The 13,753-nt window shown below is 44.9% G+C and carries 9 protein-coding genes; 1 reads left to right on the forward strand and 8 read right to left on the reverse strand.

The annotated features are described in order from the left end of the window. Positions 1–9 precede the first annotated feature (9 nt). From F7D20_RS04780 to F7D20_RS04805, 6 genes are all read right to left on the reverse strand, one after another. Entirely contained in the window at positions 10–1,509 is a 1,500-nt protein-coding gene (locus tag F7D20_RS04780; protein WP_158463068.1) for a DUF6850 family outer membrane beta-barrel protein, read from the reverse strand. Positions 1,510–1,545: 36 nt separating this feature from the next. Then, entirely contained in the window at positions 1,546–2,865 is a 1,320-nt protein-coding gene (locus F7D20_RS04785; protein ID WP_158463069.1) for a DUF4876 domain-containing protein, read from the reverse strand. A 19-nt stretch (positions 2,866–2,884) separates the two neighbouring features. Next, a complete protein-coding gene (locus tag F7D20_RS04790) occupies positions 2,885–5,656 on the reverse strand; it encodes a TonB-dependent receptor (RefSeq protein WP_158463070.1) in 2,772 nt (923 codons plus the stop codon). A gap of 145 nt (positions 5,657–5,801) precedes the next feature. Beyond that, a complete protein-coding gene (locus tag F7D20_RS04795) occupies positions 5,802–7,931 on the reverse strand; it encodes a Tex family protein (protein ID WP_158463071.1) in 2,130 nt (709 codons plus the stop codon). Positions 7,932–8,026: 95 nt separating this feature from the next. Further along, on the reverse strand, positions 8,027–9,493 hold the full coding sequence (locus tag F7D20_RS04800) for a sensor histidine kinase (protein ID WP_158463072.1): 1,467 nt from the start codon (positions 9,491–9,493) through the stop codon (positions 8,027–8,029). 20 nt (positions 9,494–9,513) lie between these two features. Further along, positions 9,514–10,209, reverse strand: a complete 696-nt coding sequence (locus tag F7D20_RS04805; RefSeq protein ID WP_158463073.1) for a response regulator transcription factor — start codon at positions 10,207–10,209, stop codon at positions 9,514–9,516. 1,090 nt (positions 10,210–11,299) lie between these two features. On the opposite strand from F7D20_RS04805, the gene F7D20_RS04810 reads away from it, so the two are divergent. Then, entirely contained in the window at positions 11,300–11,542 is a 243-nt protein-coding gene (locus tag F7D20_RS04810) for a helix-turn-helix domain-containing protein (protein WP_022251645.1), read from the forward strand. 181 nt (positions 11,543–11,723) lie between these two features. Here F7D20_RS04810 and F7D20_RS04815 read toward each other — a convergent pair whose 3' ends face one another. Together F7D20_RS04815 and F7D20_RS04820 are read right to left on the reverse strand one after the other, a co-directional pair. Beyond that, positions 11,724–12,935: an NADP-dependent isocitrate dehydrogenase gene (locus F7D20_RS04815; protein WP_022251644.1), complete on the reverse strand. Its 1,212-nt coding sequence runs from the start codon at positions 12,933–12,935 to the stop codon at positions 11,724–11,726. Positions 12,936–13,155: 220 nt separating this feature from the next. After that, positions 13,156–13,743 (reverse strand): thiamine phosphate synthase, encoded by a 588-nt coding sequence (locus F7D20_RS04820; RefSeq protein WP_022251643.1) that lies wholly within the window; start codon positions 13,741–13,743, stop codon positions 13,156–13,158. Positions 13,744–13,753 lie beyond the last annotated feature (10 nt).

Raw genomic sequence — 13,753 nt, forward strand, 5'->3', positions numbered from 1 at the left:
ATATTTCTTTTAGAACCGAATGCCAACAGAGGCGACCAAGGTATTCTGATGTGCAGTCTGAAAATAGTGGTCATACTGCCATGATAGTTTGACGAATGGCAAGAACTTACGAGCCGCCAAAAGAGGAACTTCTACATCCGCCCCCATATTCCAACGATTATTGGCAAGATATTCGTTGGTATGGATGAGTGGTTGCATCATCGCAGAGTTGTCCTCCGACAAGAAACTATCATCATTGTTTTTCTTGATAGCCCACTCATAACCGCCATGCACATTTGCCATCAACAGGCACTTGCCCACTTTCACCTTCCCGTCCAACAGCAAAGAGGTTGCCACTGCTGCATATCTTAATCGACGATAAGGTTCTTGATATTTCTCAGAATAGCCCATATAAGCCAACTTCCACTTACCTCCACAAGAAGACTTGCCGGAAAGAACGTTTTGGTAGAAAGTCTCCATCCCAATCCTGGACTGTGCAGAAGTATAAAATTCTGCAGAAGCTATTTGAGGATAAATGTTGTCTTGAGCTGTTCCAAAAATATTCTCAGTACCAAACTTGCGGTAAATCTCGCCATCCAAGTTGGCTCCATAATACTGATGTCCATCATTCATCAAGTAACCTACCGTACCATGAAAACGGTCGCTCTCCAAAGTTGCCATCGGAAGCTCGTTGAGCGTGGATATGATCTTGTCGATGTTGGTATATTCATACTCCGCTTGCGCAAACCATCCCCTCTGATCTTTTTGCGAATACGTCAACATACCCCCTACTCCATAGCCCTTATAGTAAGTGGATGTATTGACACCACGAAAACGATAGTAATCATTGCCCAAGCCTGTGAGATGATAAATGGTTGGCACAGACACTTCATTGTAGAGTTTCAGTTCATTGGTTTGCTTGTACTTACGAGCTGTCACAGCTGCGCCTATCGAGTGTAAGCCACCCAAGAGATACGAGATACCCACTTTCGCACGCAAGTCACCTGTAAGGTTCTTGGGACGAGGGTCACGAGTACGGTATTCCATTCTGGCTGTATATTCACCTTCCGCACCTATCGTCCACTTCTTGTCCAAAGGATAGGAGAAACCACCCATGAAGTGGTAAAACTCCTGCTGGGTCTTTCCGCCCACAGTATCAGCCATCAAATAAGGATAGAGTAAATCAAAATCCGTGGTTTCATTGTAACGAACGTTGCGAGTACTACCGTTCACATAATAGGCATTTCCCCAAAGTGTAGCCTTTCCCTTATGCAAATAAGCATCCACATCAGCAAAAACTCTACTATGCCCATCTCCCTCTTCCCATCTCTCAGGAGTAGTAGCATGACGATAGTCGTACCCCACATTCAGCGTATTCAACGAATGCTGATAATGAAACGACTGCATGGCAGGATTCAAGAAGACAGAAGCATTCATACCATCTCGAAGTAGGGTATGCTCGAAGACCTTGCCCACCAAGTTCGCCTCTTGTGCTCCGACATGACTTGTCGCCAATATTATCATTGCCATGAAATAATATTTTTTCTTCATACTTATTCTTCTTGCTTATTTCTTAGATTGAATACCATCGTATGTCTCAGTCGTTGCCTTCGTGCCCTGTGCATCAATGGCAGAATGCTGCATCTCGATGATCGAGGGAATACACTCTGTGTTGAAATCTTCCGTAGAATTATTGGTATCCTTCAAATGCATCGTGCCATCTGCATTGAGATAGAGCATCTTGCGACGAATGCTACGGAAGTAACGAGTTTTGTCTTTGTCAATCTTGCCCACGTGTGTCCAACCTGCATCGATGGATGGCGGTAAGATATTCCACAAGCGCTTAGCCTCCACACTACAGTTGACTCCATCAATAATCCAAGCATTCGGCATCTTGTAAGCATCTTGTTGCATAGGGAAAGTACCTGCTGGAAGATACATCGTATATTTATAGGTATATCTATATTTCTTCAAGTATTCCTCTTTGTCGATTGGAATGCGAGCCAAGGCAAACGACGTAAAGCCACGGTTGTGAAGCACATAAAACGACTCTGTATAGCAATACCATTTATCCAAATTAGGCACCGTAGGACTATCTATGTCCATGTGATCAGGATGGATGGAGACGTCATACCATTCAAAATCAGCATGACTCAAGTCGAATGAGTTTGGATTTGCCGTACGGTGATCGATGCCTGTATCACACAGAATCATGGAATGACCCGGCAAGACAGGATGGTCATGTCCACTACCAGGAACCACATACAAAGACCAGATGGTCATTGTGTCCTTACGAATATCTGGAGTATATTCAAAGTATTGCGTAGATTTGAACTTAGACTCGCAGAAAGCCAAGCCATCGGCATAGAGCACATGGTCGGTATTATTGTATATCTTAATATAGCTATCACCATAATACTGCAAGCCTGAAGATCGCAAGGTGCCAGAGAAGAAGATTTCCTCAAAAATGAAGTCATCGTTCTCTGCAGAGAGATAGGTCTCAATCGAAATATTCTTGGTCTCCCCTGTTACCTCCACATTCTCTGCCTTACCTGTCAAGATACCTTTACTTTCTGTTTCCTCGCCCTCAGAGTTCTTGGCTGTATATATGACATTGGCAGAATAGACGCAGTCGTAAAGTCCCTCCAGTAGGCTGACATTCTTCAAATCGTCCAAAACAGTTACCTTACCCGTAGATAAATTGGTCATCTTCAAGGTTTGGTCCACAACCTTCAGGTTTTCAACTCCTTCCGGCATGGATATACTAAACTCCGAGTTGGTGTGTGGAATATCAGACGTTTGGTCTTCACAAGCCAACAAGAACAAACTCACCACCCCAAAGACCAATAACCATATTGTTTTTGTTACGTTTCTAAAATCTTTCATCTTCTTACATCTTATTATATTATATAGTAAAACCTGCTTCAACACCAAAATAGGGCGAAGCATTTCTACGAATCACTCTTCCGTTGGCTGTATAATCTGGCAAATAATCCAAAATTTTATTAGCAAAGAAAGAAAGACGCATATACCTACCTATTTCCTTAGTCACCTTCAGATTGACAACCATAGACATCGGTACCGTAAAAGCCTTAAATTGATCGTCGTTATAGGTTCTTGCCAACTGTAACAGATAAGGGTCATTCAGACTTTCTTCCGTATAGTCATGAAGTTGTCCATCCTCCGAAGAAATATAGGCTATTGGCATACCATTCTTCTTCATCTGCTTGGTACGAATCATCCACATACACTGCACAGAAGTGGTGAAGATAAGTTTCCACTCTGGTATCTGGGTGTCAAAAGTGACATTGGTATTCAAGCGGTCATTTTCTCGGCCATCGTTCCAGTCATAAAGCCCCACATACTTATCCCTAACCGTCTGTCCATTGACTACCGTACTGACGGCATCAAACATCGGTTGGCTATTGGTATATTGGGTATGGAACCAAGCCCCTGTCACATTCACACGAGTTTTGAGACAATGAATACGCTGGGAAGTGAAAGCCAACTCGATGCCCTGCTTCACCAGTTTACTGCCATTAGAAACCTGCTGATACCCATCCAACACTCTACGATTCTCGTATGGAAGTGTGGTATAATCCACACCAGCTTTCATTTGGCTCACGTCATAAGAACGGTAGTCATACACACCATAGATAGAAGAATAGCGGAAACCCGAAGTCATCGACTCACGGAAATAATCAACAGAAAGACGATTGTCATTCCAGTTCATATCTAAACGAACCTCCCACTTATAATTTCGTGCAGGCTTTATCTGATAATTGGTAGGATCTTGCACATATGTATGCACAACAAACTTACTATCTTGCGTAGGATTCTCCGTATCATAATAAGCCATGCAGATAAAGTTACTATAATACTTATCTGGATAGAGATAATTGAGCGTAGGCATCTTGGTAGTGATACCATATCCTCCATTCAACGAAATAGACATAGGTTTACCTCCCACATCAAACTTCGGGAAATGCCAAGCGAGATTGGTACGAGGGTCGACATAATACTTACCACTCATATCATACTTACTATCCAAGCCCAAAAGTGTATTCAAGCGAACACCAGCCATCAGTTCTATCTTACTCATGCCTATATTCGCTTTCATTAATTCTTCTGCAAAGAAAGAAAAGTTTTGCAAAGCAGGAATATCGGAATATTTACGAGGACGAGAACTCCAACCGCTTACACTCAAAGGTCTGTGCATATCATATACCTGCCCACGTCCAAAGTTCTTTGCAATATCCCAATTAGCACCTATTTTTATCGTATGGTTGGTATGAGTGGTTTTAAATCCCATTACACCTTTGGCTTTGACGTAGGCATTAAAAGGCTTTCCGTCACAAAGATAGTTGGCTGTATATTCCGCAAACACAGCTTGTGCCTCGTTCTCACCATCCGTCCAGGAGAGAGGCACGATGCCGTAACGCTGAGGTGCCACCAAACGAGTTTGGTGCAAGCGGTCGAGCTGAAGGCTTACCAATGTATTGACATCCACTTCCTTGAACCAAGACTTCGGCATCTTCAAGTTGAAACTATTAGTCAATGCCAATCTACTAAAAGAAGACTTATATTCCTCCACATTGCCATAGTTGATATCAGGGTCACTCTTACTGTCATCAAAAGAACCTGAGTAATCAAAAGCGGAGTTATATTGCCAAAGATACTTCTTATCATTTTCACCTCGCAAGGTATAACGCAATGAACCTGTTACACGTTTATAGTTCTCGAAGTTATCGGTAGGATCTATCTTAGAGTCCATGTAACCTAAATCAACATTCAAGATAGAGTTGCCAGCACTATTGAGAGCCAAACCTTTGCCCAAAGAGAAGAGCTTACTGTAGCCATCAGCCTTGAAACGGGCTGTCAATGGGATAGCACGACGAATCTTCTTGATTTTCACCAATCCACTGGTTAAATTACCATACTCCACGGAAGGAATGCCACGTACCACCTCCACGCTCTCGATGTCATCGGTTGAGATAGAACGCATATCCACACCTCTATTGGTTATGTTGCGATTATTTTCTAACGTAGAAGAACTGGTTGAAGACTGCGTATCCGACAATGGAGAATACTGCAAGTTGGCATCGGTAGAGATAGGTACGCCATCTACCATAAACTGCGTACCAAGAGAAGAAATGGAATAATTGTTGTTTTTAGTAGTGGAACCATACGCTCCCATCGTACCCGTCTCACGAAGTGTGATGGTATTAGCCTCGCCCATATTGGGGTCTTTGGAATAACCTCCAGGAAGAAGTTCCATCAAGTCGGCAATGCTGTTAGGTTGCAGATGCGTCATGGCATCCCTGCCGATAATGGATGACGTGACAGGTCCGTCACTGGCACGAGCTGTCACCACCACCTCGCCAAGAGCAGCAACATCCTGGCACAAGCGATAAGTGGCACCATTATGAAATGGCACATCCAAAGACTTGTATCCCACATAACTGATACGTATGATACTTCCTTCTGTCGTATTTCTCAAACGAAACTGACCATTGATATCCGTGACTGTCGCTATTTTTTTAGATCCTTTCAACGTCACTGTCGCCCCTATGATTGCCTCTTGAGTCTTACTATCAATGACCTTTCCTGTCAAATTTTGAGCCTCAGCCATCACCACAAAAAGCAATAGCAAGAGGGTACTAACCGTCCTTCTCATCTTACCTTGATGCTTTTACCTTTTTTATATGATATAGAATTCGGCTGCAAAGATATGAAGAAAAGGAAAAACATACAATACCTAAAAGTAGGTAATTTAGAATACGTCTAAAAAACAACGGGCTCTCCGAAGAGAGTCCGTTACATTATAATTGCTTCATCGACAGGGCGATACGTTTGCGCTTCAGGTCGACTTCTGTCACCCTGACCATCACGTGCTCGTGGAGTTTTACCACTTCTGAAGGGTCGCTCACATAGCGGTTGGCCATTTGTGAGACATGAACCAAACCGTCATTGTGGACACCTATATCAACAAAGGCACCAAACTTAGTGATGTTGGTCACGATGCCCGGTACTACCATGCCTACTTGCAAGTCCTCAATGGTCTTGATGGAGGCATCAAACTCAAACTTCTCTACCTCGCCTCGTGGATCAAGTCCGGGTTTATCGAGCTCGGCCATGATATCAGTAAGCGTAGGCATGCCTACTTCACCACTCACATACTTCCGTATGTCTATCTTTTTCTGCAAGGCTTTGTCCTCTACCAGTTGCTTTACCGTCACACCCTGATCTTTGGCCATGGTCTCTACAAGAGAGTAACGCTCAGGGTGAACGGCGCTGTTGTCCAAAGGATTTCTTGCTCCTGGGATGCGGAGGAAACCGGCACACTGCTCATAAGCCGAAGGACCTAAGCGCGGCACTTTCTTCAGTTGGGCACGAGAGGAGAACGCACCATTCTCACGACGATACTCCACAATATTCTTCGCCAATGTGGGACCGAGACCACTCACATAGGTGAGCAGATGCTGAGAGGCTGTATTGAGATTGACACCCACCGAGTTCACGCAGCTCATCACTACCGAGTCGAGGCTCTTCTTCAACTGACTCTGGTCCACATCATGCTGATACTGCCCCACTCCGATGCTCTTGGGGTCGATCTTCACCAACTCAGCCAAAGGGTCCATCAGTCTTCTGCCGATAGAAACCGCTCCACGCACCGTCACATCCTCATCAGGAAACTCCTCGCGGGCAATCTTGGAGGCAGAATAGATAGAGGCTCCATCCTCGCTTACCACATAGACATCTACCGGATGCTCAAAATCTATCTCGTTCAGCCACTCACTGGTTTCCCTGCTTGCCGTTCCGTTGCCTACCGCCATGGCCTCAACCTGATACTGGCGCACCATGCGCTTCATGGCAGCAGTGGCCTCCATGCGCTTGCTGCGGGGAGGATGCGGATAGACGATCTCATGATGCACAAGATTGCCCTGGGCGTCAAGACATGCTGTCTTGCATCCATTGGCAAAGCCTGGGTCGACAGCCATGACACGCTTCTGTCCAAGAGGTGCTGCCAAGAGCAACTGGCGCAGGTTCTCTGCAAAGACAACGATTGCCTCCTCATCGGCCTTCTGCTTGCTCTGAGCTGCAAACTCAGTCTCGATACTGGGTTTCAACAAGCGCTTGAATGCATCATCGACAGCCTCGCCTACCAGAGTTTGGCACTCGCCAAAGCCATGAACATAATGACGTTTCAGTTTGGAGATGCAAGTTTCTTCATCTGCAGATATGCTGACACGCAGGAAACCTGCCGCCTCTCCACGACGCATGGCCAACAAACGATGGGAAGAACAACGTTTCAATGGTTCCGAGAAGTCGAAATAATCGGAGAAGCGCTGGGCATCTTCCTCGTCTTTCTTCTTTGCCACCACCTTTGAGGTGATGATGGCGCCACGACGGAACTCACCTCGTATCTGGTTGCGGCTCTGCTCATTCTCGCTTACCGTCTCGGCTATAATGTCCTTAGCTCCCTGGAGCGCAGCCTCTACATCGCTCACCTTGTCACCCACGAACTTGCGGGCAGCCTGCTCGGGATTACGTTCGCGCTGAAGCAGGAGAAGCTGTGCCAACGGTTCAAGACCCTGTTCGCGAGCCACCTGTGCACGAGTACGACGCTTGGGCTTAAAAGGCAGATAGATGTCTTCCAGCTCTGTGGCATCCCAACAGTTGTCGATGCGCTGCTGCAACTCTGCCGAAAGCTTGCCTTGATCGTCTATGGTCTTCAGGATGGTTTCCTTGCGCTTCGCCATCTCCTTATATTTCTCGTTGGCCTGAGCCACCGCCTCTATCTTCACCTCGTCCATGTTGCCGGTTTTCTCCTTACGGTAGCGGGAGATGAAGGGAATAGTACAACCTTCCTCAAGCAACTCTAATGTATTTTCGACTGCTTTCTCGCTCAAAGCAAGAGCAGCCGCAATCATCTTTGAAAATGGATTCATTTCTTGCATTTATTTATTGTAATGCAAAGATACAAGAAAAAAGTCGCAAAGACAAATCTCCTTGCGACTTTTTCTGTTTTTAGCATTACTTATCATTACTTCTTGATGGTAAACTCGAACTTCAATCCTCCTTCGGGCAGATTGGCTGCCCGAATGGTTCCTCCATGCAGCAATACCGAGTTTTTCACGATGGCAAGTCCCAGCCCTGTACCTCCCATCTTACGGCTGCGCCCCTTGTCCACACGATAGAAACGCTCAAAGATGCGAGCCAAATGCTCCTGAGGCACTCCCTGTCCGTTGTCTCGGAAAATGAAATGCCACTTATTGCCAACCTCTTTGCCTTCCAGGGTGATGGTTGTTTCTTCACCGGCATAGGCTATGGCATTATCGGTAAGGTTGCGGAAGATGCTGTAAAGCATACTTCGGTTTCCCTTCACCACGATGTGCTCGGGCAACAGGTTATGAAAACTCATCTTGCGCTCCTCGCGCTCAAGGGCGGTTTCTCTCATAATGTCGCTGGCCAACTGAGTGATGTCTACCGCCTCGAAATCTATCATGTCGGAGCCATCGTCCAGACGGTTGAGTGTGGAAATATCACGTAAGAGCGAAGTGAGTCTTTCACTCTGGGCATAACAGCGCTGCAAGAACTGCTGCTTCATATCTTCGCTGATACGGGGATTGTCGATAATGGTCTCCAAATAGCCCTGTATACTTGCCACTGGTGTCTTCAGTTCATGGGCTATGTTTTGGGTAAGCTGCCGTTTCAGGATATCCTGTTCCTTGCGCGTGGTCTGTATTCGCTTGTACATCTTGATGATGCGCTCGGCAATCTCGCCCAGCTCATCGTTGGGGAAAGTCGCCAGGTCTTCTATCTCAAGACTCTCATTATGGTCGGCTTTATAGGCAAAGATACGCAACTTGGCCACATTCTTTCCCAAGCGATGCATAAACCGATAAAGCACAATGGTAAGGAGTATGATAGCAAAGATGGCAAACCAAATGTAATGCTGGTCGGCCTTCAACGACTTAGAGAGATCGTTGTTATAAGGCAAAGCGCTTCGGATGATAATGGAATCGGCAGGAAAATAAGTAGCCACATAGAAGTAATCATGCTTCAGGGTTTTCGACTGTCGCTCCACACTCGAGCCCTGTCCTGTCCTCAATGCCTCCTGTATCTCCTTTCGGTTGAGGTGATTGGAGAAATGATCGAAGTCGTTTCGCATATTGTCGTACACCACCTTGCCGTCGGGACGAATCAGGGTAATACGCAAGTCCTTACTCTCGTGTTCTCTTATAAAAACATTCAGCTTGTCGCGTGCCACATCTACTGCCTTTCCGCTACTGTCGCTCAGAATGATTCCCTTGTCGTGAGCCAACGACAAATCTTCCTCTAAAAGGGCATTGTAGTTGCTCAACTTCAACGTGAGCGTGCTTATCTTGAACTGTTTCTCGCGAGCCTGCTGAAAGATGATAAAGCTGACTGCGAACACCAAGAACACAGCCAACACCACGAAATAGAGCCGACGCCCAAGCTTCGACTTTTTTTCTTTAAATTCATACATATCTCCACCTTATTATTATATTATGCGTCGAAATAATAACCGAATCCCAAACGGGTAACGATACACTTGGCAAACTTGCCTATCTTCTTGCGCATACGTGTGATGTTGACATCCACCGTACGGTCGAGAACCAACACATCCTTGGGCCATACGCGGTCGATGAGTTCCTGACGCGAAAAGACTCTTCCGCGCTCCTCCAACAACAGACGAAGCAACTCAAACTCTGTCTTGGTGAATGGCACGTCCTCTCCGTCCACACTCACCGACTTTTTGTCGAGATTGAGCAACAGGCCCTGATAACTGATGACTGCCGGTTCCTCTGCTCCTTCCAACCTGCTGGCTGTACGGCGCAACACGGCACGCACCCTAACCATTACCTCACGGATAGAGAATGGTTTGGAGATATAATCATCGGCACCCAGGTTGAAGCCTGTCACCGTGTCGTTTTCCGTATCACGAGCTGTAAGGAAGATAATAGGAATATGGGCCGTCACCTCACTGTTCTTCAGTTGCTTGGCAAGCTGAAAACCGCTCATTCCTCCCATCATCACATCGAGGAGCAGGAGATTGTAAGACGCAATGTCTTTCTCCAAAGCCTCTTCTGACGAATTGGCGGTCTCTACCTGATAACCTTCAGTCTCAAGATTGAACTTCAGGATTTCACAGAGATCCTGCTCGTCGTCGACTACTAATATTCTGCTGTCTTTTTCGTCCATAATCGAAACATTTAATATTACGGGGGCAAAGTTACAACTTTTATTTTGTAACATGCGTTACATTTGATTACAATTCTATGTCATTTTACCAAAAAGCAAAAGGGGAAACCTACCATCCCTGGCCAGTTCCCCCATATATATAGTTCTCAAAACACTTTCTAATTGCTAAACACTTAATTTTATTCAAAAAACGAGAAGAGAATAACATAGCAAAGAACACACATCGCCAACGAAATGCATCCCATGTAAGAGTAGATAAAAAAATACGTGGTACTGGTTTTACGGATTCACTCTGACTCTTTACTAATCTAACCCAAAAGAAAGGCCGAGCGAAAAAAACTCCAAACCACCTTTTACTAATACAACTTACATCGGCATGAATTCTCAAAATTCTTATCAATGGTTTCGCAACCATTCCATTGTCTGACTGCAAAATTACAAAAAAAAGCAATACAAAACTCTTTTTTAGGTGGAAAAATTGTGTTTTACGGGTATTTTTTAACTTATTTAATGTTTTTAGCCCCTTATACAACTACTAAGTACCTCCAAAAACATCTATAAGCCTTTACTGGCGCTTAGGAGCTGTAAGTACCTCAACCTTCGCAAATAGAGAAGTGGAGTATATAAATAGTGTGCAAGGATGCACCTGCAGATGCTTTTAATTCTTTGGCCATTTGTTTTTAGTACTACAGAAAATTGTGTTTTAAGCAAGCTAAATCTATGTTCTAAAGTTTAGAACACAAGTTCGATAGTTTAGAACTTAAGTTCGAAAGTTTAGAACATAAGTTCGATAGTTTAGAACATAGATTTTTATAGGCCAAAAAACATTTACTCTAACTGCTTGTCCTACTGAGCACACCAAGACCAACAACAAGAAAGGAAAACAGACCCTTTAAAAATAAAAAAGAGAAGAAAAAGAAGAAAAGGAGACTAAATGTATAAGAATGTGGTAAAAAAAGGAGCAAACCGCCAGATTTTATATTTTTTTAGCACAATGTTGCTAAATTAGCTACTAAAAAATTTCTTTGATTAATTCCTTATTCTTAATTTTGCAATCGATAATACAATTTACACTTAATTATTTCAGAAAATGGCAAAATATGGTATTAACGCCTTGGTCATTGGCGAACGAATAAAACAGGAACTCAAAAAACAAGGCAAGACTTCAGTTTGGCTCGCAGAGCAACTTGGTTGCCATCGTACCAATATATATAAGGTGTACGAAAGAGCCACTATAGATACAGGGCTGCTGTTCCATATCAGCAAGCTCCTGAGTTTTGATTTTTTCAAACTATACTCAGAATTACTTACACATCCTCAAGAGAGGGGATAAAATAGACAGTTATAATTTTCCTAGAATAACTTGCAGAGTCCGCAAGGACAAAGCGAAAGTGAGATTTGCCGTGAGGCAAGTCTCACTTTTTTATTGTCCTATAAAAAGAGGTAGTACTTACTTTGCCAATGTAAGCACTACCTCTTTAGGAACTACTATTTATATTCTTATTCTATCATGACTATGCCAAGCGCTTCTCAAGGCGCTCACGAATGGCAGCAATAAAGCCAGCAGAATTGACTGCCTTGGCCTCTACACCTTCCATCAGGTTGACAAGGTCCTTGGTGGCTATTCCGTCATTCAGAGTATCGAAGCAGGCAGCCTCAAGCTGATCGCCAAACTGCTGAAGAGCTTTGTTGCCATCCAGCTCACCACGCTTTCTCAGCGCTCCACTCCAGGCGAAGATGGTTGCCATTGGGTTGGTGGAAGTGTCCTCACCCTTCAGATAACGATAGTAGTGGCGTGTCACGGTACCATGAGCAGCCTCGTACTCGTACTTGCCATCGGGCGAAACCAAAACGGAAGTCATCATAGCCAACGAACCGAAAGCTGTGCTGAGCATATCGCTCATCACGTCGCCATCATAGTTCTTACAAGCCCAGATAAAGCCTCCCTTACTGCGGATAACACGAGCCACAGCATCGTCTATCAGAGTATAGAAATACTCTATGCCCAACTCGGCAAACTTCTCTTTATAGTCACTCTCGTACACCTCCTCGAAAATCTTACGGAACTGTGCGTCATAGGTCTTGGAGATGGTGTCCTTGGTGGCAAACCAAAGATCCTGCTTGGTGTCGATAGCAAACTTGAAACAGCTATGCGCGAAGCTGCGGATACTCTTGTCCGTGTTGTGCATGCCCTGAATAACGCCAGCACCATCAAAGTTGTGGATTTCCACCTCTTGCTTCTTTCCACTCTTGCCCTCGAACACGAGTTTAGCCACTCCTGGCTCATCGGCACGAATCTCCACACTCTTGTATACATCACCATAAGCATGACGGGCAATGGTGATAGGCTTCTCCCAGTTCTTCACACATGGGTGGATGCTTGGAATGGTGATAGGTGCACGAAATACAGTTCCGTCCATGATGCTTCGGATGGTTCCGTTAGGACTTTTCCACATTTTGTGCAGCTTGTATTCATCCATACGCTGGGCATTAGGAGTAATCGTGGCACACTTTACTGCCACACCATATTTCTTGGCAGCCTCAGCAGAGTCGATGGTCACCTGATCGTTGGTCTGATCACGATAGGGCAAGCCCAAGTCATAATACTCAGTCTTGAGGTCGACGAAAGGCAATATCAGTTCATCCTTAATCATCTTCCACAGGATGCGAGTCATCTCGTCACCGTCCATCTCCACCAAGGGAGTTGTCATTTGAATCTTTTCCATAAGCTTTCTCTTGTTTTTTGATAATTTGCTTGCAAAATTACGAATAATATTTTAAAGAGAAACATATTTTCATGTTTTTCTTTCACAATGCCACATTTTTGTTGCGTATCCGGTTATTTTGAAGAATACTTCTTTGAACTTTCTATCACAGAATAAGTCTGTACAAGAGGCGAAGGTTGGCAATACAAAGTCGCAGGTTGACGGCATCGTCTGAAAACCATTAGAGGAGCAAGCGCAAAGTGTCGAGATATTCATCTACTCCGGCATCATTCATTCTGCTCCACACATCACCCAAGAAGGCGGCACCGCCAAAGCCCCAGGCTTTGATTTGCGGAATATGCGAAGAAGTAATGCCTCCCAACGCCACAACCTTATGGTCGATTGTACCGGCAACATGAGCCTGCTGCAAGTCGTTGTCGGTAAAGGAAGCCGAATATCCCTGCTTGGAGATACTGTCGAAGATGGGACTCAGAAAGACATAATCGCAATGTGGCTTTGCTGCCACAACCTCGTCGAGGCAATGACAGGAACAAGACACATGCCCACGAAAACCCTCTGGGACATCGGGGCAACGACGGTTGAGATGAATGCCAAGAAGAGAGTACTCTGCGGCCAAAGAGAAATGTTCATGCACCACAATCCTGTTGTGCCAACGGCAAGGAATCTCGCTCAGCAAATGCCGGCAGTCCTCATACGAAGCCCCCGGCTTACGCAGATGAAGCACATCCAGACCATGACAGAAAAGTCTGTCAATAAAAAGAGCCTCTCCCGACAGGAAGTCAGGAGAGGTTATCACGATCCATTTCATCCAGAACAGA

It is taken from the genome of Segatella copri, from assembly GCF_009495355.1.
In the GTDB taxonomy this organism is placed as follows: domain Bacteria; phylum Bacteroidota; class Bacteroidia; order Bacteroidales; family Bacteroidaceae; genus Prevotella.